Below are 22,796 nucleotides of genomic sequence, written 5' to 3' on the forward strand. Positions count from 1 at the left end.
TTAAAAACAGACAAACACAAATGGCTTATACGGTTGCTCTTACAGGTGGAATAGGCAGTGGTAAAACTACCGTTGCTAATGCTTTTGCCTCACTAGGTGTACCTCTTGTTGATGCTGACATTATTGCTCGATTAGTGGTAGAGCCTAACTCCTCAGGGCTAAATGCATTGCATCAGCATTTTGGTGACTGCATTTTGCTACCCAATGGTTCATTAAACCGAGCACAGTTGCGCCAGATTATTTTTGAAAATAATGAAGAAAAAACTTGGGTTAACAATCTTCTTCATCCATTGATACAGCAAGAGACTCAAAAGCAAATACAGCAAATTAAAGCACCCTACTTTATTTGGGTTGTTCCATTATTAATTGAAAATAAATTAACGCATCTCGCCTCTCGAGTTCTTGTTGTTGATGTTACACAGGAAGAACAAATAGAAAGAACCATGAAACGAGATGGCGTAAGTCGAGAGCAAGTTCTCAATATTTTAAAAGCTCAAGCTCAAAGACAGGAACGATTAGCCGTCGCTGATGATATTATTGAAAATCACGATAATAGCCAAAATATGATTGGAAAAGTTAAGCAACTCCATCAGCATTACTTAGAATTAGCTCAACAAGCGTTACAGGACAATTGCCATGAGTGATGACATCACAACAATCATCTTCGAACATCCCCTCAATGAAAAAATGCGTTCATGGCTTAGAATTGAAAACTCATTGATTCAGATTAACAGTTTTAGTGCAATTGATTCATTACCCACGGCACTTTCGTTTTTCCGTGCGATATCGGAATTTATTGAAGTACTTGATCGTGGCGAAATCCGTGCTGAATTACTTAAAGAATTAGAAAAAAGACAAAAAAAATTACAGCAATGGCTTTCATTTCCTAATGTTGATAAAGCGATTGTCACTCAAATTATTGATGAATTAGCTGAAAATGCAGCTGTGTTAAGTAAAGCACCTCGCATTGGTCAGCATTTAAAACAAGATAAAGTGATCAGTTTAGTTAAACAGCGCCTAAGTATTCCTGGTGGATGCTGTAACTTTGATGTGCCAGCATTACATTTATGGTTAAGCTTACCTCAATCAACCCGTGATGAAAGATTGCAAAGCTGGCTGGCGGGTTTATTGCCATTACAAAATGCATTAAATAGTTTACTCATGCTTATTCGCCAATCAGATACATTCAAGCCTGCTCTCAGTCACCGTGGTTTTTATCAAGACAGCGCTGAAGAAGGCGAATTGCTACGCCTTAAGATAGCTATTGATCATCAAATCTATCCTCAAGTCTCTGGGCATAAAAATCGCTATGCGATCCGCTTTTTACCACTTGATAGTGAAAATGGAACAGTGCCTCTAGAGCTACCTTTTGAGATTGCTTGTTGCTAACATTATGTTTATTGATATGAGCATAAATCGCACCAACGAAATCTAGGAGAGATAATGAGCGAAGAATTAGTTGTAAAATGCCCAACCTGTCAAACAGAAGTTGTTTGGAATGAAAGTAGCCCTTATCGTCCTTTTTGTAGCAAACGTTGCCAACTTATTGATTTAGGCGAATGGGCGGATGAATCAAAACGCATTCCAAGCCAAAGTGATATTAATGACAGCGATGATTGGAGTGAAACGCCGCAACAAGAGCCTAAAGACTTTTAATTTTCCAGTCCTGAACATAAAAATTAGCCACTCAATCGAGTGGCTAATTGATTTATAAACGCTTACTTAGTAAGACGCTACTTGTGCTTATTTTTGCAATAACGCCACAATGGTGCGGTTAGCAGGCGGAAAATCATCAGCATTTAACGCGCCAATAGATATCCACTTGAATTCTTGTCCCTCTTTACCATAAGGATCATTATCCCATTGAGTAACTAAGAAAAAGGATAAAGTAATGTGTCTATCTGGAAAATCATGCTCTACCGTTTCAAAAAGGGAGCATTGCGTTACATCAATACCAATTTCTTCTTGTAGCTCACGGATTAACGCCTGCTCTGGGGTCTCTTTATCTTCTAACTTTCCTCCCGGAAATTCCCAAAATCCCCCCATATGCGATTTTAAAGGGCGTTGGGTGATAAAGACATTATTGTGTTGATCACAAATAATACCCGCTGCAATATGTAGCTTTTTTTTATCCATTATAGACAACCTATTGAATAGTCCAGTTATTATAACAACTTAACGTTATTATAACGTATATCCAATAGCGCTACTCTGGTTTTCTTTCCTTTGATTATCTCATTAATTAACGATAACTCGATTAGTTAACGATAAATAGGTAAGAAACCGAACTGTGCTAATGTTTGGCAAATGATCCCGACTGCACCAAAAGCGATAACTGCATAAATTAAGCCTTTTCCGCCCCATACTTTAAAGCCTGAGTTTGGAAATTTCTCGCGTGCTTTCAGCGCCATAACCGCAGGACAAATAATTGCCCACACACATGCCGCGGTTCCTGCATAAGCAATTGCAATTAAGAAACCATTAGGGAAAAGTAAACATAATAGTAAAGGCGGAGTGAAGCATAAAACGCCAGATTTTAAGCGCCCTGTTTTGTTATCTTCAAATTTTAGTGATGCCAAAATATAGTCGAATAGACCAATCGCGACCCCTAAAAATGAGCAGAATACGGCACTAATAGAGAACCATAGTAAAAAGCCTTCAATATATTTACTATTTAATACAGTGTATAACGAATCAATAAAGGCATCTAAGTTACCGCCCTTTTGGATAATAGTAATAAATTGCTCACGAGGTAAATTCCCCATAGTGCCAATCATCCAAAGCAAATAAATCACTAGCGCTAACACACAACCAATAATACAGCTTTTCACAACCTTTCTTTCATTTTCATGATAAAGCTTATAAAGGCTACAAACATTACCATGATAACCAAAAGAGGTTATAGCATAAGGAATGATGATAAAAATAAAGGGATAAAGATATAATTGGCTTTTGCCTTCAAAGGTAGCCGTAAATAATAAATCGCCTCTCGCTTTGAAGAATAAGCCTGAGAATGCTAATACGAATAAAACAATCTTAATAAATAAAAATATTGAGGTTAAGCGGCTAGCACAAGCGCCTCCCCACCATATTGTTGCCCCTAGTACTATAGTAAATACAAAGAATATCACTCTAAGATTTAGGTTAATGCCATATAATGATGACGCTTCATAAATAATAGAACCCGCGGCAGAGATATAAGCATAAATTAATATATACAATACAAATATCAAGGAGGCATTCGCGAGATAACACGCCCATTTAGGTAATAGCTCTTTCGATATATGAAAGTAGTTTGTTCCTGCGCCATATTTCGATATACATTCAAGAATATAAATTCCAGAATGAAACATAAAGAAACAGACAATAAATAATATAAAGAGTGAATTAATAAACCAAGCGCCAGACATGATTGTTGGTAGGCTAAACATTCCCGCACCAATCATTGCGCCGCCCAACACAAATCCCCCTACAATAATTGAGGGTTCTTTATTTACCGACTTATTTTCCATTTTTTAGTCCTTACTGAAATAAGGATATAGCTCTCGCATTGCACGAGAGCCATTATTATTGTGGAGTATTATTTATTTGATAGGTTTTAATCTCGCAGTAAAGTGTCTTAATACAGGAGGTTCATATTCGAACTCAAGACCTTTAAGCGTTTTAAACTTCTCTTTTAAGCCGATAAGTGCGTCAGCAATATAATCCATATGGTCATTGGTATAGACACGACGCGCAATGGTTAAACGCATAAATTCCATATCTGCGTGTTTTTGTTCTCCCGTTGCAGGATCACGACCCAATAAGAACGAACCAATTTCAACAGCACGCACACCTGACTCTAAGTAAAGTGCGTTAATTACAGCTTGAGCCGGGAATTGATCACCAGGGATATGCGGTACTAGTTTTTTACAGTCAACGAAAACAGCATGTCCACCAGTAGGATATTGAATTGGAATGCCCGCTTCACGTAGACGGTCACCTAAATATTGAACCTGACCAATACGATAGTGTAGATACTCTTCTTCAGTACCTTCCTCTAAACCTTGTACCATTGCTGCCATATCACGACCCGCTAAGCCACCATAGGTAACAAAGCCTTCCATTGGGACACAGCGCTGTCTTGCTAATGTAAACACTTCTTCATTATCACGAATTGAGACTAAACCACCGATATTTAACAATGGATCTTTCTTCGCTGACATTGTTAATGCGTCAGCATATTTATACATATCTAAAATAACTTCTTTGATAGTCGCATTTTTATATTTAGGATCACGCTGTTTAATGAAATACGCATTTTCACAATAACGCGCAGAGTCCATAACAACAAAAATACCGTGTTGTTTTGCGATTTCGTAAACTTCTCTTAAATTATCCATTGAAACAGGCTGGCCACCAGCACTATTACAAGTCACTGTCGAAACAATAGCAACAACGTTATCAGCACCATGTTTGGCAATATTTTCTTTTAATTTAGCAATATCAAAATTGCCTTTCCAATCATCATAGGTTTCTGAATCAAACGCTTTTTCAGTAACAATATTAATTGCTTTACAGCCATTTAATTCAACGTGTGCTGCTGTTGTGTCAAAATGGAAGTTAGAAATAAATACAGGATTTTTCGCTTTTCCATCTTTTTGTTTATATTTTAATAATACTGGGAAAAGAATATTTTCAGCACCACGACCTTGGTGAGCAGGAATAATATAATCGTAATTAAATAACTCTTTGGCTTTATCTTTTAAATCATAATAGTTTCTTGAGCCTGCATAAGCTTCATCACCTGTTATCATTGCTGCCCATTGGCGATCACTCATTGCGTTAGTACCAGAGTCTGTTAATAAATCAATATAAACAGCATGACTTGGTAATAAGAATGGGTTATATCCTGCTTCTTTTAATGCAGCTTCACGTTCTTCTCTTGAAGGAACACGGATTTTTTCCACCATTTTAATACGGAATGGTTCTACGATTCTTTTAGCCATGATAATACCTTTAATATAAATTAAATAATAAAATTAGAATAAATAAAACAATCTCTCCATTTAAATTAAATGGAAAAGAGTATTAAATTATTTTGGATGGATATAAAAAAGGATTATTTTTCAGGGAAGAAGAAGGCGAGTTCGGAATCAATATTAAACCATTTCTTCAATCTGAAGAAACCTCTTAATATTATCAAAACATTAAATGATGAGAACATACTTTAACCCTTATAGTCAGGAAATAGTACAATTTACACGCTAATTTATATAACAGTTAAACACAATTAGTAATATAACAATAGTATATTTTGGACAATAATCACACTATTTATAATAAATGATATATTAACGTGATCACTATCACTTACTTCAATCTTTAATAAACTATTTTTTATAACTTAAATTTTTATTGATACTACTAAGTGGTAATACATGTATTTATATTGAATTATTACAGCATCAAAGTTGCCTCTAAATAACCACACTTTTTATCATGATTAATAATTTAACAATAAACCTCCCATATTTTTACTTTTCTAGTGCCTATTTTATTCATTAAAATGAAATAACAATTCATGAAATATTCATTCCAGAATAAAACATTAATAAACTTATAAACAACAAATGAAAAGCTAATTAGCACTCTGTTTTTATATCTTCGAATCCCCTCTCATTATTTATCTTCTCTTTATAAAAAATGAAAAAACCTTAATTAACATTGCTAAATCGGTGTTAATTTAAGCAAGCAGAAAAAGTAACATATAATATTATAACTATGAAAATCAATACACTAGACGCCATCCAAATGAATCATTTGTTTAAGTAATACCATTTGAGATATAAATCATTTCAGTTATGTCGATATTTAATATCGAAACAGATAAAAATTTATCTTTATTTCATCGATTTTTAATTTCTTTTCATATTGAGAGTAACCGGTATTTATTATTCTAAAATTAACGATAATATAAAAACATTAATTATTACCTTTCTATATTTAAGCAATATTATTTATATTTGAATTAATACCTTTCTATTGAGGTAAAATGAGAAAAAAAGTTATTTTATTAACACTATTAAGTGGGTTTTCGACCAGTGGATTAACAGCAAATGACGCCGGTTATTTAGGTTCGATGGGAGAATCGCGGCGCGCATTACAAGATAGCCAACGTGAAATAAATCAACTTATTGAACAAAATCGCTATCAACAACTTCAAGAAAATGCATTAGAGGTTTCACCTACTCCTACACTTATTACTGAATCAGAACATTGTTTACCTATTAATGGAGTTTATGTTCAAGGAATTACTTTACTTAATGAAAAAGATCTTGATTCCTTAACACCATTACCAGAGCAATGTATAAAAAGTGCTGACGTTAACCGTTTAATTAAAGAGTTAACTCAACGCTATCTTCAACATGGTTATATTACTGCCAGAGTCCAGTTTTTACGTCCGAATCAAGAGCAACAACTTGGGTTGTATGTTATTGAAGGTTTTATTGAAAAAATAGAAGGTGGCGATCGAGGCGTTAACACTGCATTACTTTTCCCTCATGTTGAAGGCGAGCCTCTTAAACTTTCCAAATTGGACCAAGGGCTAGATCAAGCAAACCGCTTACAATCGAATAAAGTTAAACTAGATATATTGCCTGGCACGCAATTAGGTGGCTCTATTATTCAGCTCACCAATCAGCGACAAGCACCGTGGCACTTAAACATTTCAAGTGATAATTACGGGCAAAAAAACTCAGGGCGCTGGTTAGTTCGAACAAATGCAAGCTTAGACAGCCCATTAGGGTTATCTGATTTTGTTAGCTTAAATGCCAGCATTACCACTGATAATCCCAATACTCGTTTTAATCGTGCTTACACCCTACTCTATTCTTTACCTTATGGTGCATTGACGTTCAGTACTTTTGGTAGCTATTCCGAGTATGAATTTCATCAAGCATTACAAACACGTACCGTACGCTTATCCGGTGATACCACACAAGTTGGTTTAAGGGGTGATTACGCTTTTTATCGTAGTCAAAAACAAATTGATACCTTAAATATGCAGATAACGCATAAACGGATACGTAACTACTTCAGCCAAATTCGCCTTGATCTAAGTAGCCCTACACTGACAACAGTGGAGCTAGGCATCAACCATTTACACATTGTTCCAAGTGGTGTCATCAGCGTCAATTTAAGTGCTGAGAAAGCCATTGGTTGGTTTGGTGCAGATGAATCACCTCGTGTTGCTAATGGCAATGGTAATGACTATCGCTTTACAAAAGTTAAGCTTTTCGCCAATTGGCAACGTCGTTTTGCTATATCGAATTCGACATTTTTATTCAATAGCGCCTTCTTTGGTCAATATAGCCCCGACACCTTACCGGGTGTGGAATGGCTTAGTTTAACGGATAAAAACGCGATCCGTGGCTTTGATCGAAGCACTCTTTCTGGTGATAACGGCGGCTATTGGCGTAATACGCTTTCTTATCCTTATCGGATAAACACATTTTCAATCACCCCTCGAATTGGTCTTGATGCTGGCCGTGTTCAACAACACGGTAACTATGAAGGATGGCGTAGTGGCTATGGGCTAAGTTCAGGCTTAAACCTCCAATATCAAAAAGCACAGTTTGATATTGAAGTCGCCAAGGGGCATTTGCTTTACAACTCAACGAATTCCAATAAAACCAAAGACCCTACTCAAGTGTTAGTTAGATTTTCATATTTATTTTGATTCACACTCATAGCAATAAACGGAGAAAACTCTATGAAATCAAAAAACTTCAAGCTCTCTCCTTCGGGTAGGCTTGCTGCATCTTTAGCGATTATTTTCGTATCACTAAATGCATATGCTAGCGGTATTGTTCCTGATGCGGGCAATCAAGGACCGGATGTTTCATCAGTTAATGGTATTAATGGTAGCACTCCAATCATTAATATCGTTACACCCAATAACGAAGGTATCTCTCATAACCAATATCAAGATTTTAATGTAGGCAAACCAGGGGCTGTTTTTAACAACTCTTTAGAGTCAGGGCAATCACAGCTTGCTGGGCCGCTAAACGCCAACAGTAACTTAAATGGACAAGCAGCTTCTTTAATTTTAAATGAAGTTGTTAGTCGTAACCCTTCATTCTTATTAGGTCAGCAAGAAGTTTTTGGTATAGCTGCGGAATATGTACTTTCTAACCCAAATGGTATTACCTGTGATGGATGTGGTTTTATCAATACTAGCCGCTCTTCTTTGGTTGTAGGTAATCCACTGTTTGAGAATGGTGAGTTAAAAGGTTATAGCACGCTTAATAATACGAATTTACTTTCTATTGGTAAAAACGGATTACATGCGCCCGGTCTTTTAGATTTAATTGCACCTCGTATTGATAGCAGAGGTAAAATAACAGCAGCAGAGATTTCTGCATTAACGGGGCAAAATACGTTCTCTCAACGTTTTGATATTCTTTCATCACAAAAACCAGCTTCAGCCTTAGATAGTTATTTCTTTGGGAGTATGCAATCGGGTCGTATCCGCATCATTAATACGGCCGAAGGAAGCGGTGTTAAATTAACAGGTAAATTTGTTGCTGATAACGAATTAAGTGTCAGAGCGGACAATATTCAAACAGATAGCCAAGTTCGTTATGACAGTTACGATAAAGATGGTAGTGAAAACTATCAAAACTACCGTGGTGGCATTGCTGTTAATAACAGTGGTTCAAGCCAAACGCTGACAAAAACAGAGTTAAAAGGTAAAAACATCACTTTAATCGCTGATAATAAAAACCAAATCAAAGCCTCTGATTTAATGGGTGATGATATTTTATTACAAGGCGCTCATTTAACTGTTGATGGCAAACAGTTACAGCAAAAAGATACAGATACCGACAATCGTTGGTTCTATTCTTGGCAATATGATGTCACCAAAGAAAAAGAGCTAGTGCAGCAAGTTGGTAGCCATATTGATGCCAAAAATAGTGCAACATTAACGGCAACTAAAGGTAATGTCACACTTGAAGGTGCCAAAGTTAATGCGGGTAACACACTGGCAATTAATGCCAATAAAGATATCAATATCAACGGATTAGTTGAGAAAGAAAATCGCAGTGAAAACGGCTATAAACGTAACCATACTTCTCGTTTAGAAACAGGTAGCTGGAGCAATAGTCATCAGACAGAAACCTTAAAAGCGAGTGAGCTGACCTCAGGTAAAACGCTGGGCTTAAATGCTGAAGGCTCTGTTACCGCTCAAGGTGCAAAATTACATTCTAATGAAAATATTGTTGTTAACGCTAAAGAGAACATCAATCTTAATGTTCAAAATACCAACAATGATAAAACAGTCACCAACAATCATGTTGTTTGGGGCGGTATCGGCGGTGGTAACAATAAGAATAATAACAACAAACAAGAAGTTAGCCATTCAACACAATTAACGGCTGACGGACAACTGTTACTTTCAGCAGATAACAGTGTCAAAGTCACAGGTAGTCAAGTAAAAGGCAATCAAGGTGCCTTTGTTAAAACAACTCAAGGTGATGTTGTTATTGATAATGCGATTAGCGAAACCATCACTAAAACAGATGAACGTACAGGCACCGCCTTTAACATCACTAAAAATTCCCACAAGAATGAAACTAACCAGCAGCACTCAACTGGTAGTGAATTAGTTTCTGATGCAGAGTTAACCGTAGTCAGTGGCAAAGATATCAATGTTATTGGTAGCTTAATTAAAAGTGCCGATGAGTTAGGTATTGAATCTTTAGGTGATATCAACGTTAAATCTGCACAGCAAACCACAAAAATCAATGATGAAAAAACATCATTAGAGATAACCGGTCATGCTAAAGAAGTTGAAGACAAGCAATATAGTGCGGGTTTTCATATCACTCATACATCCAACAAGAACAATAGCACTGAAACTGAACAAGTAGGATCTACTATTAGTGGTGGCAATGTTAAAGTTCAAGCGGAAAAAGATGTCACTTTTGCAGGTTCTGATTTAAAAACAACCGCAGGTAATGCCGCTGTTTCTGGTGACAATATTGCTTTTGTTGCAACAGAAAACAAAAAAGAAACAGACAGTACAGATAGAACCATTTCAGGTGGTTTTAGCTATACCGGTGGAGTTGATAAAATCGGTAGTAAGGCTGATTTCCAATATGACAAACAGCATACAACAACTGAGATCACCAAAAATAAAGGTAGCGAAACTCAAATTGCAGGTGATTTAACAATTACAGCAAACAAAGATGTCACTCACCAAGGTGCATCACACCAAGTTGACGGTGCATATAAAGAGTCTGGTGAAAACATCAATCACCTTGCGGCTAATGACAGTGCAACATCAAAAACAGATACCTTAAATGTAGGTGTCGATGTGGGTGTTAATCTTGATTATAGCGGTGTGACTAAACCAATTAAGAAAGCAGTAGAAGACGGAATTGATACCACAAAACCGGGTAACAATGCCGATATGGATAAAAAAGTTACTTTTAAAGATGCTATTAGTAATCTTGCTAACTTAAGTAACTTAGAAGCACCAAATGTTGGTGTTGAAGTGGGTATTAAAGGTGGTGGTAGCCAGAAATCACAAAGCGATAGCCAAGTGGTTTCAACATCAATTACTGCGGGTAAAATCAATTCTGATAGTAATAACAACTTGCGTGACCAAAGTACTCATTACCAATCCACACAAGGTGATGTATCACTAACCGCAAATACTCACACCAGTGAAGCGGCTCAAAATAAACACCAAGAGTCTTTCCATGAAACAACAGGTGGTGGTCAAGTTGGTGTTAGCACGAAAACAGGAAGTGATATTACCGTTGCCATTAAAGGCGAAGGTAAAACCACAGATACAAGCCTAACCACAACGAAAGCTAATAGTAGCCAGTTTAATTCAGCCGGCAATATCAATATTAATGTACGTGAAGATGCACATTATGAAGGTGCTAAGTTTGACGCTCAAAATGGTAAAACGGTGATCAATGCTGGCGGTGATTTAACACTGGCACAAGCAACAGATACTCACACTGAAAGCCAACATAACGTGAATGGCAGTGCAAACCTGAAAGTAGGTACAACACCAGACAGCAAAGATTACGCTGGCGGCTTTAACGCAGGTGGTGTGACTCATCAAAAAGATCAGACAACAGCGAAAGCAGGTTCAGTGAATGGCGCTCAAGGTATTGAGTTAAATTCAGGTCATAATCTGACTTTACAAGGTACTCATTTAACCAGCGAAAATGATGTTGCTCTGACAGCAACTAACAAAGTTGATTTCCAAGCAACAGAATCTCAACGTACTGAAACAGGTAAGAACTTATCTGGTGGATTACAAGTGGGCTTCGGTCAAAAAACAGGAGAGAAATCATCTTCTGTCAATGGGTTAGGTGGCGCTGAATTTGCTATTGGTAAGCAAGATGAAAAAACTGTCTCTCGTGAAGGTGGAGTAATTGCTAACCAAGGTAATTTAACCGTTAACGGTAGTTCCGTTAATCTTCAAGGTACTAAAGTTAATAGCAAAGATACGCAATTAACCTCTCATTCTGGTGATACTACCCTGACTTCAGCACAATCCACTGATTACAAAAATAATTGGGGTACTGATATCTCTTTAAATGGCAAACAAACTAATACGACGCCAAAAGAAGTGACTGAAGAAAACCCAGTAACCTCTATCCATAATATTGGTGGCAAAGTTTTAGTAAACGTTGAAGATCAACAAAAATCTACACACCAAAATGCTTCAGTAGAAACAGGTACATTAACGGTAAATAGCGACAAAAACCTCGCTCTTTCTGGTGCCAATGTTTCTGCGGATAATGTGACGGGTAATGTGGGCGGTGACTTTACAGTGACTAGCCAAAAAGACAGCGATCGTCACGTTACTGTTGGTGTAAATGTTGGTTACAACCACAATAATGATCCTAAATCTAGCCAAGTTGATAAAACAGCTAAAGCAGGGGGATCACTATTAGAAAACACAATCAAAGAAACTATTGATTCAGGTATTAAATCTGCAACTGATGTTATCTCTGATAAATACAACTCACTCTCTTCAACTATCGCAGATAAAACGGGTATCAGTGGCGAAACAAAAGCCAAAATTGATAAAGGCGTTGGTACCGTGGGCAATGGCATCAAAAATATCGTAACCGGTGCTGAAGGTCATACGGCGAATGCAGATATCAAAGTTTCTCATATCGATAATGATGCAGTTACTCAATCCACAACCTTAACAAGCAAAAATGATATTTCATTAAATGTAAGTGGTACAACTAAACTTACAGGCGCTGAAATTAAAAGTGAGCACGCTCAGGTTGATTTAGGCGGTAGCAACGTTCAATTAAATAATATTGAAGGTCATCAATATGAAGCAGGTGCAGATCTTGATCTGAAATCATCTGCTGTTGATTTAGTGAAACAACTTGCAGGTGGTGACTTATCATTAAAATCACCCGTTAAAGTGAATGAAACTGTAAACACAAAATCGTCTATTTCTGAAAAATAATAGACACACCATAAAAGAGTAATGCCTATTCTTTTGTAAACCAAACCCCACTTATTAGGATAATAAGTGGGGTTTTTTATGTGTTCGTTTCAAAATAGAACGTAAAGTACGATCAGTAATCGATAAAAAAGACCCACTTATGACTAAGTGGATCTTTTTTTAATCAGTACATTACACAGCTATTATATGAAAAATAAATTAACCTAATTGGCCATGACAATGCTTATATTTCTTACCTGATCCACAAGGGCATGGTTCATTACGACCGACTTTTTTACCTGCAGCAACTTGACCATCTATTGCTGACATTTGAGATTCTTTTGTCACTTCATGGCTTAATTGTTGTTGTTTAGCTAAACGCTCAGCTTCTTCACGACGACGACGTTCTAACTCTTCAACTTCTTCAGGTAAACGAACTTGTACTTTGCTTAGTGTGCTGATCACTTCATATTTCAGTGATTCCAACATGTTAGCAAACATAGCGAACGATTCACGTTTGTACTCTTGTTTTGGATCTTTTTGTGCATAACCACGTAAGTGGATACCTTGACGTAAATAATCCATTGCCGCTAAGTGCTCTTTCCACAGTGAATCCAGCGTTTGTAACATTACGCCTTTTTCAAAGTTACGCATCATTTCAGCACTAACAATCTCTTCTTTTGCTTTATAAACTTCGATAGATTTTTCTAAAATACGCTCACGTAATGTTTCTTCGTGTAATTCTGGCTCTTTATCTAACCACTCTTTGATTGGTAAATTTAAATCAAAGTCTTTTTGTAAACATGCCGTTAAGCCTTCAATATCCCACATTTCTTCTAGTGATTGAGGTGGAATATAGTTATCAATCATTGAAGTGAATACGTCTTGGCGAATACTATCGATAGTTTCACTTACGTCTGCCACATCCAGTAATTCATTACGCTGAGTATAAATTGCACGACGCTGATCATTTGCCACATCATCATATTCAAGCAGTTGCTTACGAATATCAAAGTTGCGGTTTTCTACTTTACGTTGTGCGTTTGCAATTGCTTTGGTTACCCAAGGGTGCTCAATCGCTTCAGTTTCATTCATACCTAATTTACGCATCATGCCAGACACTTTGTCTGAAGCGAAAATACGCATTAAGGAGTCTTCCATAGACAAATAGAAACGAGAAGAACCTTCATCCCCTTGACGACCTGCACGACCACGTAACTGGTTATCAATACGGCGAGATTCGTGACGCTCAGTACCAATGATATGTAAACCACCTGATGCTAATACTGCATCATGGCGCTCTTTCCATTTGGCTTTGATTTCTTCGATTTGTTCTTCAGTTGGCTCTTCAAGTTTAGCCACTTCAGTTTGCCAGCTACCCCCTAACACGATATCAGTACCACGACCCGCCATGTTAGTTGCGATAGTAACCGCTGAAGGTAAACCTGCGTTAGCAATAATATCCGCTTCCATTGCGTGGAATTTCGCATTCAACACGTTATGGTGAACATTCGCTTTAGTCAGCGCTTTAGAAATCTCTTCTGATTTTTCAATTGAAATAGTACCGACAAGAACAGGCTGACCATTTTTGGTACGTTCACGAATATCTTCAATAATGGCTGCAAATTTACCTTGCTCATTCATATAGACTAAGTCAGGCAGATCTTTACGTACCATTGGACGGTTAGTTGGGATAACAATCGTTTCTAAGCGATAGATAGAGTTAAATTCAAACGCTTCTGTATCCGCAGTACCCGTCATCCCTGCTAATTTTTCGTATAAACGGAAATAGTTTTGGAATGTGATTGACGCTAATGTCTGGTTCTCATTTTGGATCTTCACACCTTCTTTTGCTTCAACCGCTTGGTGTAAACCATCAGACCAACGACGACCTTGCATTGTACGACCAGTGTGTTCGTCAACAATGATAACTTCGCCATCTTTAACGATGTAGTCAACGTCTTTGGTAAATAGCGCGTGAGCGCGCAATGCCGCTGTTACATGGTGCATTAACATAATATTAGCTGGTGAGTATAAAGACTCCCCTTCTTTCATCATGCCAGCATCTGCTAATAACCCTTCGATTTTAACCAGACCACGTTCTGTGATATTCACTTGACGTGTTTTTTCATCAACAGAGTAATCACCTTCACCTTGGAAAGTATCTGAGTCTTCTTTTTCTTGAGAGACCAAATGAGGGATCACTTTATTCATTTGGATATAAAGCTCAGAGCTATCTTCTGCGGGACCTGAAATGATCAGTGGTGTACGTGCTTCATCGATCAAGATTGAGTCAACTTCATCCACTAATGCATAGTGTAATTTACGTTGAACACGCTCTTGAGGGCTAAATGCCATGTTGTCACGTAGGTAGTCGAAACCAAATTCATTGTTCGTACCATAAGTGATATCTGCATTATAAGCTTCACGTTTTACTGGTGGTGCCATATTTGGCAAGTTGATACCAACGCTTAAACCTAAGAATTCAAACAGAGGACGGTTATTTTCGGCGTCACGTTGTGCAAGGTAGTCATTGACAGTAACAACGTGAACCCCTTTGCCTGATAGCGCATTTAAGTATGCCGGTAATGTTGCAGTTAATGTTTTACCTTCACCTGTACGCATTTCCGCAATACAACGCTCATTTAAAACCATACCACCGATTAACTGTACATCGAAGTGGCGCATACCAAAGACACGCTTACTTGCTTCACGAACAGTGGCAAATGCTTCAGGTAAAATATCTTCTTCTTTTTCACCGTTTTTTAAACGCTCACGAAATTCATTTGTTTTCGCTTTTAGCTCATCATCTGTCAGCTTTTCAAATTCTGGTTCTAATTTGTTAATTTCAACAACAATTTTGCGCATACGACGGATTGAACGATCATTACGACTACCAAAAATTTTGGTTACAATTTTACCTAACATAAATCTTTATTCTCATTTATGGCGTGAAACGCCGAAAACAGCCTCTGTATCTATCAATAAACAGAGATAATCATAATCTTATTAGATTAAGTGACTCAACTAGGCTGTTAGGTAAGGTCCTGCGCGGATACCGCGGATTTGTGCAAGCCATAATCCGGTATGATAGGAAATTGTATTCTGTACTAAAACATAGCCAGAAAGAGGAAAATGGCTTAGTGCCGAGGATGGCGTCTCTGTTAATAAGGCATACAGAGTATCAAGCATAACCTCTGCAACATTAGAAGCAGGTAACGGTTCATCTTTGGCTTTAATCATCAATTCAGGCGAATTAATGGTGAATGCAAAAGAGAGCTGTTTGATCACATTTTTTACTGCATGTTGTTGCCAGTAATTAAAGGTGAAGGATGAGGCAGGATTCTGTACACTTTGACGTAAGAATAAGTTATCAAACGCAATAAGTGCCTGACTTTGACGGTTTTGAGAGGAAGGAGGTTCAGTTTGCTGTGGATTTTCGGCATGGGAAGACAACAGCGAAGGCATTCCAATACCTGCTGCAACCATCCCTAAAAGCAGATGCGACCAAAAATATCGCCTGCCAAACTGTCGCCAAAAACTTATAATGCTCATTAACCTTCGTTGCTCATTAATTTTTATTTTGTGGAGTCAAAATCTATGCGGGATAGTTACCCACAATCATTGGAAAAAATCTTCATTGAACTTGAAGGTTCCAACAAGAGTACACTACAGCTTATACAACAGCGCGCAACGATTTTACTAAAATTAAATCGTGCCGTCATGGCTCTTTTACCCGTTCCTTTACGAGATAAGTGCCGTGTCGCAAATTATCGCAATGCTATTTTAATTATTGAAGTTGCAAACGCAAGTTGGTTAACTCGTTTACGTTATGAAACCCCGTCATTACTTTCCGCATTGAGGCAAGAAATTTTACCATCCTTATCCTCAATAGACATCAAAATAAATCCGTCTTTAGGAATAAAACAGGAAAAAAGATCTTTAATATCATCATTAAAAGAGCAAGAGCCTACAAAGAGACGTCACTTAAGTTTAGAAAGTGCGCAGTCATTGAAGTATTTGGCAAAGAAAAGCCCGAAGAAATTAAGAGAAAGATTAGAACGGTTGGCTGCACTTGCCGGAGAGAGTACAAGTACAGCCAAAGATGAACGTTAATTAGAGATAATTAACGTGCTTTCCTTCGCAGGAATTAAGCAAAGACCATTGAGGGAGCTTTGAATGCCACTGGCATTTGCGCTTCGTCTTCAAATGTGACAAATTCCCACGCAGATTCTTTTGCTAATACAGCTTGGAGCAATTTATTGTTCAGTGCATGACCTGATTTAAACGCGGTGAATTCACCGATAATGTTATAGCCACACATAAATAAATCACCGATTGCATCCAACATTTTGTGACGAACGAATTCATCTTCAAAACGTAGGCCATCATCGTTAAGAACACGATAGTCATCAACTACGATTGCACAATCGAAGCTTCCGCCTAAACACAATCCTTTAGATTGCAGATATTCGATATCACGCATAAATCCAAATGTACGAGCACGGCTAATTTGGCTCATAAAAGATTCTGCGGAGAAATCTAATTTATAACGCTGTGTACTTGCATCAATGGCTGGGTGATTAAAGTCGATAGTAAAATCTAATTTAAACCCGTTGTATGGACGCATTTCTGCCCATTTGTCGCCATCTTCTACACGTACTGTTTCTTTGATGCGAATGAATTTCTTCGCAGTACGAAGCTCTTCGATACCTGCATCAAGTAACAAGAAAACAAAAGGTGCCGCACTTCCATCCATAATTGGAATTTCAGGTGCATTCACTTCAATTACGATATTATCAATGCCTAAACCAGCCAGTGCTGCGTTTAAATGCTCAACGGTTGATATACGCACATCGTCTTCGTTGACTAAGCAAGTACATAGCATAGTGTCACGAACTGATTTTGCGTCTGCTGGAAAATCCACCGGTGGATTTAAGTCAGTACGACGGTAGATGACCCCAGTATTTGCTGGCGCCGGACGCATTGTAAGCGTAACTTTTTTACCCGTGTGAAGTCCCACACCAGTTGCTTGTACAATTCGTTTTAATGTCCGTTGTTTGATCATCATTTTATCTCGCAATGTTATCCGTCCTACCAATCATTATACTTATAATTGGCAGGACAGTTTAGCACAAAAAGCGGAGATGCCAATCTTTTTGGCGATTAATCAGCCTGTTTTCTCAGGAACGCAGGGATATCTAAATAATCCGGTTCTTTGTTCGCCTGAGTAGATTGTTCGTTAACAGCTTTTGCCGCAGGCTTGCTTTCTTCTACGGTAGAGAAAGAAGACATGCTATTTTGCATTTGCTGGTAACGATTCTCCATTGCGCTTTGCTGATTCTGTTTATTAGTTACCAGCGTAATTTCTGGACGTTTGTCCATACCAATACCTGTTGCAACCACAGTCACACGCAATTCATCATTCATTTCTGGGTCAAGGGATGTACCGATAACCACAGTCGCATTATCTGATGCAAATGCACGAATGGTATTACCCACTGTTTCAAATTCATCAAGACGTAAGTCAAAACCTGCAGTGATGTTGACTAACACACCACGCGCGCCAGATAGGTCAATATCTTCCAATAATGGACTTGAAATCGCCATTTCTGCGGCTTCTTCAGCACGATCTTCGCCTTTCGCAGCACCAGAGCCCATCATGGCATAACCCATTTCAGACATTACAGTTCTTACGTCAGCAAAGTCTACGTTCATTAAACCTGGGCGAGTGATTAGCTCAGCGATACCTTGAACTGCGCCTTTTAATACATCATTGGCTGCGCCGAACGCATCTAATAATGAAATTCCACGACCAAGTACTTTTAATAACTTGTCATTTGGAATAGTGATTAATGAGTCAACATGTTTTGATAACTCAGTAATACCTTGTTCCGCAAATGCCATACGTTTTTTGCCTTCAAAATTAAAAGGCTTAGTCACTACAGCAACGGTCAAAATACCTAATTCTTTAGCCACTTCTGCAACAACAGGCGCAGCACCAGTACCCGTACCACCGCCCATACCTGCGGCGATAAAGACCATATCAGCACCTTCAAGTGCTGCGCGTAATCCTTCGCGGTCTTCCTCTGCTGCATTACGGCCTACTTCAGGATTTGCACCTGCACCTAAGCCTTTCGTAATGGCATTACCAATTTGGATAGTCTGTCCGACCGCTGTTTTACGTAGCGCTTGAGCATCCGTATTGACTGCAAAGAAATCTACGCCTTCAATACGTTCACGAACCATGTGCTCAACCGCATTACCGCCGCCGCCACCAACGCCGATGACTTTGATCACCGCATCGTTGGTTAATTCCATAGGTTCAAACATAATTTCTCTCCGTTTTGTGCCTTCTCAGGGCCGCTTGCTCAAACGACCTCTTTTTAAATTTGTCTGATTATTAAAACTCTCTTTTTAGCCAGCCAGTGAGTTTCTTAAATAAACCACCGACAGCAGAGCGTTTCTCGGTTTCAGTTTCCTCACCAAAGTGAGATTCTTTACCGTAATGCAAGAGCCCAACCGCTGTTGAGTAGTAAGGATCCTGCGCATAATCTGTTAGCCCGGTAATATTTAACGGTTTACCGATCCGTACTTGCGTGTGGAAAACACGTTGAGCACATTCAACAAGTCCATCAATCTGTGCAGCACCACCTGTTAGCACGATACCTGCGGCTAAATGATGCTTAATCCCTTGCTGGCGTAACTGTTCTTGAACTTTTAAAATCTCTTCATTAACAAGATTGAGCAATTCGGTATAACGAGGCTCAATCACCTCAGCAAGAGTTTGTCGTTGCAGACTTCTTGGTGGTCTACCTCCGACGCTTGGAACTTCGACATTTTCATCTTTACCAACTAAAGATCCTAATGCACAACCATGGCGAACTTTGATAGCTTCAGCATCATTTGGCGGAGTGCCAAACGCGTAGGCGATATCACTGGTTACAACATTGCCTGCATAAGGAATAACGCGGGTATGTCTTAATGCTCCACCGGTATAAATAGCGATATCCATTGTACCGCCACCAATATCAACAACACACACACCTAGTTCACGTTCATCTTCTGTTAATACAGCGAAACTTGAAGCCAGTCCCGCAAAAATCAGTTGATCCACTTTTAACCCACAGCGTTCAACTGCTTTTACAATATTCTTTGCCATGTCGTTATGGCAGGTAATCAAATGAACTTTAGCCTGCATACGCACGCCCGATAATCCAACTGGGTTTTTGATCCCTTCTTGATAATCAATGGCATACTCTTGCGGTATAACGTGTAAAACACGGTGTTCATCTTTTACTTTGACGGATTTCGCGGTATGAACCACGCTATCAACATCATCTTGAGTCACTTCTTCTTCTGAAATTGGCACCATACCAATCTCATTTTGGCAACTGATATGCTTGCCTGATAACGCCAAATATACTGAAGATATTTGACAGTCAGCCATCAACTCAGCCTGATCTACCGCCCGTTGCACGCATTTTACGACGGATTCGAGATCATTAACGCCACCTTTATCCATGCCCCGAGATGGACAACTCCCCACCCCGATAATATTTACTACACCATCAGGCAGGATCTCACCGACAAGGGTGGCTACTTTGGCCGTACCAATCTCAAGACCAACTACTAATTTTCTGTCCGTCGCTTTGATCATTATTGTTCTGCCTTCGCCTTCATCGTGTCATCTGCCACGTCTTGTTTATTCATTCTCAAGTAATAAAGGAGCCCACCCGACTGCACCACCACTGTCATAACGCAGATCCACGTAATCAACCCGTTTATCTGTTTGTTGTTGCAGTATCGGATACAACTCAATAAAGCGAGCGATCCGTTTTTCGTTATCCTTACGACCTAACTCCAATCGGACATCATTGTCTAAAACTAATTGCCATCCTTGACGGGCAGACATTGACGCTGCTTTTAAATTCAGGTTACTCGCAAGAAGCTGATCTCTCATTGCCACATAACCTGACAACACCATTTTTTCGCTTCCTTGAGGACCATATAACAAAGGATAACTTCCTTTGGTTTCCAACTGCGTTGGCAGACTGAAAATACGCCCTTCTTTATCAAGAAAGTAAGTATCATTCCAACGGGTAAAGGGAACATACTCTACCAGATGGATTTTAAGTTCATCAGGCCACTGTTTACGCACAGTGACTTGCCTAATCCATGGCATGCGTTCAATTTGTTGCTGAATGATATTCACATCCTGTGTCATAAATGTGCCCGGCTGTCCTAAAGATAAAATGGCCTGACGCACGTCATCATTCGTTGTGTAATGTCGCTCACCTGTTAATACAAGTTTTGAGATTGGCAGACGATTTGCGTCTTTCATCCAGTTAACCACTTGTATTCCACCCCAAATGATGGTGGCAATCACACATAAGAAAAAGATCAATCCTGATAAATAAGTACCATTACTCGGTCTGTCAGAATGTTGCTTCTCTTTGTGTTCTTTTATATTTAGCGCTGCTTGTGACATATTAACCCACTAACTCCTCAGCAACGTTTAAATAAGAGAATCGCCCATCCTTTTGTCCGATATTCCAGCGATTAATATTTTTCCTACATATATATACTTTATGAACACTTTTAGGTTTGATAATTAAATCACTAAATTGTTCAATCTGTTGAGAATTATTTACTTTAAAAGAAGAAATTGCGAATTTTTCTGCGTTTTTCTTACTTTTTAACTGAAATTTTTTCTCAATACAGATTTGAGCAAGCGAATTCTCGATCATTTTTTTCGCTAATACAGTGTTATTTTCCTCATAACACGCCATCATTACAGTTATTTTATTGACCATTTCACCATAAATGATGTTCACTTGCTCAAACATCCGTCTTAATCCTCGCTGAAAGATGGCTGTAATTTCGTATCTGCTAAGCGACGCGCTATTTTACCAATATTTCCAGCACCTTGAACTAAAACAAGATCATTATCTGTTAATACACCTGCCAATATTGATGAAATATTAGTCACATCAGAAACCCAGATAGGATCTAGCTTCCCACGTTGGCGAATTGTTCGACAAAGTGAGCGACTATCGGCACCTGCAATAGGCGCTTCCCCAGCAGAATAAACATCTGTTAATAATAAAATATCAACCTGATTGAGAACAGTGGCAAAGTCTTCATATAAATCACGAGTACGTGTATAGCGATGAGGTTGGAAAATCATCACTAGACGTTTATCTGGCCATCCTGCTCTCGCTGCTTTAATCGTTGCATCAACTTCTGTTGGATGATGACCATAATCATCCACTAGCATTACCTCACCTTCTTGGCCATTAACATGCTCAAGACCGTAGTTACCTAAGAAATCAAAACGACGTCCGGTACCTTGGAAGTTAAGTAATGCCGCTAAAATATGTTCGTCAGCAATGCCTTCTTCTGTAGCGACAGCAACCGCAGCTGTTGCATTCAATGCGTTATGGCGACCGGGCGCATTTAATACCACTTGTAAATCTGGCATGCCTTCACGAGAAATAGTGAAAAAGCCTTGAGCGCCTTTTTGTTCATAATGCGTAATACGAACATCAGCATCTTCACTAAAGCCATAAGTCGTAATATAACGACCCACTTTAGGAATAATCGAACGAATGACATCGTCATCCAGACACATCACTGCACGACCATAGAATGGTAAATTGTGCAAAAAGGTAATAAACGTCTCTTTTAGATTGTCAAAATTACCGTGATATGTGTCCATATGGTCTGCTTCGATATTCGTAACGACCGCAACCATAGGTTGTAAATGTAAAAACGACGCATCGCTCTCATCAGCTTCAGCAATTAAATAACGACTGCAACCTAAGCGAGCATGAGTGCCAGCCGATTTAACAAGCCCCCCATTAACAAAAGTAGGATCTAAACCCGCTTGCGCATAAATATTTGAAATCATCGCTGTGGTTGTCGTTTTGCCATGAGTACCCGCAATCGCGACACCATGACGATAACGCATCAATTCAGCCAACATTTCAGCACGACGAATAACTGGGATACGCGCTTCTCTTGCTGCAATAATCTCTGGATTTTCAGCACTGATTGCTGTCGAAACCACAACAACACTTGCGCCACGAATATTTTCAGGGCGATGATTAAAATAGACTGTTGCGCCTAAGGCAACGAGCTGTTGTGTGACTACGTTTGGTGCTAAATCAGAACCGCTGATTTCATAACCCTCGTTAGCCAGCACTTCGGCAATTCCCCCCATACCCGCACCACCGATGCCGATAAAGTGAATATGCTTAACTTTTCTCATTTCAGGCACAAACGATCTTAATTTTGCCAGTTGTTGTGTATTCACTAT

General features: G+C 38.7%; 18 protein-coding genes. 6 read left to right on the plus strand and 12 right to left on the minus strand.

The window, feature by feature from the left end; genetic code table 11:
* The first annotated feature begins 20 nt into the window (after window positions 1-20).
* From coaE to yacG, 3 genes are read left to right on the plus strand one after another with little or no spacing between them, the layout of a single operon-like run.
* On the plus strand, window positions 21-644 hold the full coding sequence (gene coaE / locus QQS39_RS13760) for a dephospho-CoA kinase (protein WP_151435736.1): 624 nt from the start codon (window positions 21-23) through the stop codon (window positions 642-644).
* On the plus strand, window positions 637-1,389 hold the full coding sequence (gene zapD, locus QQS39_RS13765; RefSeq protein WP_151435737.1) for a cell division protein ZapD: 753 nt from the start codon (window positions 637-639) through the stop codon (window positions 1,387-1,389). Before coaE ends, zapD begins: the two co-directional genes overlap by 8 nt.
* Window positions 1,390-1,443: 54 nt before the next feature.
* Window positions 1,444-1,656 carry a DNA gyrase inhibitor YacG gene (gene yacG, locus QQS39_RS13770; protein WP_151435738.1) on the plus strand — a complete coding sequence of 71 codons (213 nt, stop codon included), beginning with the start codon at window positions 1,444-1,446 and terminating at the stop codon, window positions 1,654-1,656.
* A gap of 87 nt (window positions 1,657-1,743) precedes the next feature.
* Here the strand turns inward: yacG and mutT are convergent, their stop codons facing one another.
* The 4 genes from mutT to tnaC form a co-directional block, all read right to left on the minus strand.
* Window positions 1,744-2,136: an 8-oxo-dGTP diphosphatase MutT gene (gene mutT, locus QQS39_RS13775; protein WP_196735677.1), complete on the minus strand. Its 393-nt coding sequence runs from the start codon at window positions 2,134-2,136 to the stop codon at window positions 1,744-1,746.
* 125 nt (window positions 2,137-2,261) lie between these two features.
* Entirely contained in the window at window positions 2,262-3,512 is a 1,251-nt protein-coding gene (locus QQS39_RS13780; protein ID WP_151435740.1) for an aromatic amino acid transporter, read from the minus strand.
* Between the two features lie 72 nt (window positions 3,513-3,584).
* Window positions 3,585-4,988 (minus strand): tryptophanase, encoded by a 1,404-nt coding sequence (locus QQS39_RS13785; RefSeq protein WP_285804726.1) that lies wholly within the window; start codon window positions 4,986-4,988, stop codon window positions 3,585-3,587.
* A gap of 113 nt (window positions 4,989-5,101) precedes the next feature.
* Window positions 5,102-5,206 carry a tryptophanase leader peptide gene (gene tnaC / locus QQS39_RS18735; RefSeq protein ID WP_071788547.1) on the minus strand — a complete coding sequence of 35 codons (105 nt, stop codon included), beginning with the start codon at window positions 5,204-5,206 and terminating at the stop codon, window positions 5,102-5,104.
* An 828-nt stretch (window positions 5,207-6,034) separates the two neighbouring features.
* Between tnaC and QQS39_RS13790 the strand changes: the two genes are divergently transcribed.
* Both QQS39_RS13790 and hpmA read left to right on the plus strand, forming a co-directional pair.
* Window positions 6,035-7,720: a ShlB/FhaC/HecB family hemolysin secretion/activation protein gene (locus tag QQS39_RS13790; protein ID WP_151435741.1), complete on the plus strand. Its 1,686-nt coding sequence runs from the start codon at window positions 6,035-6,037 to the stop codon at window positions 7,718-7,720.
* Between the two features lie 33 nt (window positions 7,721-7,753).
* Entirely contained in the window at window positions 7,754-12,496 is a 4,743-nt protein-coding gene (hpmA, locus tag QQS39_RS13795) for a calcium-independent hemolysin HpmA (protein ID WP_285804727.1), read from the plus strand.
* A 198-nt stretch (window positions 12,497-12,694) separates the two neighbouring features.
* Here hpmA and secA read toward each other — a convergent pair whose 3' ends face one another.
* On the minus strand, window positions 12,695-15,403 hold the full coding sequence (gene secA, locus QQS39_RS13800; protein WP_151435743.1) for a preprotein translocase subunit SecA: 2,709 nt from the start codon (window positions 15,401-15,403) through the stop codon (window positions 12,695-12,697).
* A 99-nt stretch (window positions 15,404-15,502) separates the two neighbouring features.
* Window positions 15,503-16,030 (minus strand): secA translation cis-regulator SecM, encoded by a 528-nt coding sequence (gene secM, locus QQS39_RS13805; RefSeq protein ID WP_151435744.1) that lies wholly within the window; start codon window positions 16,028-16,030, stop codon window positions 15,503-15,505.
* 45 nt (window positions 16,031-16,075) lie between these two features.
* On the opposite strand from secM, the gene QQS39_RS13810 reads away from it, so the two are divergent.
* On the plus strand, window positions 16,076-16,591 hold the full coding sequence (locus tag QQS39_RS13810) for a DUF721 domain-containing protein (protein ID WP_285804728.1): 516 nt from the start codon (window positions 16,076-16,078) through the stop codon (window positions 16,589-16,591).
* A gap of 34 nt (window positions 16,592-16,625) precedes the next feature.
* Here the strand turns inward: QQS39_RS13810 and lpxC are convergent, their stop codons facing one another.
* From lpxC to murC, 6 genes are all read right to left on the minus strand, one after another.
* Window positions 16,626-17,543, minus strand: a complete 918-nt coding sequence (lpxC, locus tag QQS39_RS13815) for a UDP-3-O-acyl-N-acetylglucosamine deacetylase (RefSeq protein WP_036913397.1) — start codon at window positions 17,541-17,543, stop codon at window positions 16,626-16,628.
* Between the two features lie 98 nt (window positions 17,544-17,641).
* Complete coding sequence (ftsZ, locus tag QQS39_RS13820) at window positions 17,642-18,808, minus strand: cell division protein FtsZ (RefSeq protein WP_151435745.1); 1,167 nt, start codon at window positions 18,806-18,808, stop codon at window positions 17,642-17,644.
* 70 nt (window positions 18,809-18,878) lie between these two features.
* The gene (ftsA, locus tag QQS39_RS13825) at window positions 18,879-20,135 is read right to left on the minus strand and encodes a cell division protein FtsA (RefSeq protein ID WP_098942190.1); all 1,257 of its coding nucleotides are present in this window, start codon (window positions 20,133-20,135) and stop codon (window positions 18,879-18,881) included.
* Between the two features lie 45 nt (window positions 20,136-20,180).
* The gene (ftsQ, locus tag QQS39_RS13830) at window positions 20,181-20,966 is read right to left on the minus strand and encodes a cell division protein FtsQ (protein ID WP_151435746.1); all 786 of its coding nucleotides are present in this window, start codon (window positions 20,964-20,966) and stop codon (window positions 20,181-20,183) included.
* Window position 20,967: 1 nt separating this feature from the next.
* A complete protein-coding gene (locus tag QQS39_RS13835; protein WP_151435747.1) occupies window positions 20,968-21,324 on the minus strand; it encodes a hypothetical protein in 357 nt (118 codons plus the stop codon).
* 5 nt (window positions 21,325-21,329) lie between these two features.
* Window positions 21,330-22,793 carry a UDP-N-acetylmuramate--L-alanine ligase gene (gene murC, locus QQS39_RS13840; RefSeq protein WP_100159118.1) on the minus strand — a complete coding sequence of 488 codons (1,464 nt, stop codon included), beginning with the start codon at window positions 22,791-22,793 and terminating at the stop codon, window positions 21,330-21,332.
* Window positions 22,794-22,796: the final 3 nt, after the last annotated feature.

This window comes from Proteus appendicitidis (assembly GCF_030271835.1).
Lineage (GTDB): Bacteria > Pseudomonadota > Gammaproteobacteria > Enterobacterales > Enterobacteriaceae > Proteus > Proteus appendicitidis.

Coding starts and splice junctions, on each gene's coding strand:
- yacG (WP_151435738.1), top strand. CDS start 1,444: ATGAGCGAAGAATTAGTTGTAAAATGCCCAACCTGTCAAACAGAAGTT.
- lpxC (WP_036913397.1), bottom strand. CDS start 17,543: ATGATCAAACAACGGACATTAAAACGAATTGTACAAGCAACTGGTGTG.
- zapD (WP_151435737.1), top strand. CDS start 637: ATGAGTGATGACATCACAACAATCATCTTCGAACATCCCCTCAATGAA.
- QQS39_RS13835 (WP_151435747.1), bottom strand. CDS start 21,324: ATGTTTGAGCAAGTGAACATCATTTATGGTGAAATGGTCAATAAAATA.
- ftsA (WP_098942190.1), bottom strand. CDS start 20,135: ATGATCAAAGCGACGGACAGAAAATTAGTAGTTGGTCTTGAGATTGGT.
- QQS39_RS13790 (WP_151435741.1), top strand. CDS start 6,035: ATGAGAAAAAAAGTTATTTTATTAACACTATTAAGTGGGTTTTCGACC.
- ftsZ (WP_151435745.1), bottom strand. CDS start 18,808: ATGTTTGAACCTATGGAATTAACCAACGATGCGGTGATCAAAGTCATC.
- coaE (WP_151435736.1), top strand. CDS start 21: ATGGCTTATACGGTTGCTCTTACAGGTGGAATAGGCAGTGGTAAAACT.
- ftsQ (WP_151435746.1), bottom strand. CDS start 20,966: ATGTCACAAGCAGCGCTAAATATAAAAGAACACAAAGAGAAGCAACAT.
- mutT (WP_196735677.1), bottom strand. CDS start 2,136: ATGGATAAAAAAAAGCTACATATTGCAGCGGGTATTATTTGTGATCAA.
- QQS39_RS13785 (WP_285804726.1), bottom strand. CDS start 4,988: ATGGCTAAAAGAATCGTAGAACCATTCCGTATTAAAATGGTGGAAAAA.
- secA (WP_151435743.1), bottom strand. CDS start 15,403: ATGTTAGGTAAAATTGTAACCAAAATTTTTGGTAGTCGTAATGATCGT.
- QQS39_RS13780 (WP_151435740.1), bottom strand. CDS start 3,512: ATGGAAAATAAGTCGGTAAATAAAGAACCCTCAATTATTGTAGGGGGA.
- QQS39_RS13810 (WP_285804728.1), top strand. CDS start 16,076: ATGCGGGATAGTTACCCACAATCATTGGAAAAAATCTTCATTGAACTT.
- hpmA (WP_285804727.1), top strand. CDS start 7,754: ATGAAATCAAAAAACTTCAAGCTCTCTCCTTCGGGTAGGCTTGCTGCA.
- tnaC (WP_071788547.1), bottom strand. CDS start 5,206: ATGTTCTCATCATTTAATGTTTTGATAATATTAAGAGGTTTCTTCAGA.
- secM (WP_151435744.1), bottom strand. CDS start 16,030: ATGAGCATTATAAGTTTTTGGCGACAGTTTGGCAGGCGATATTTTTGG.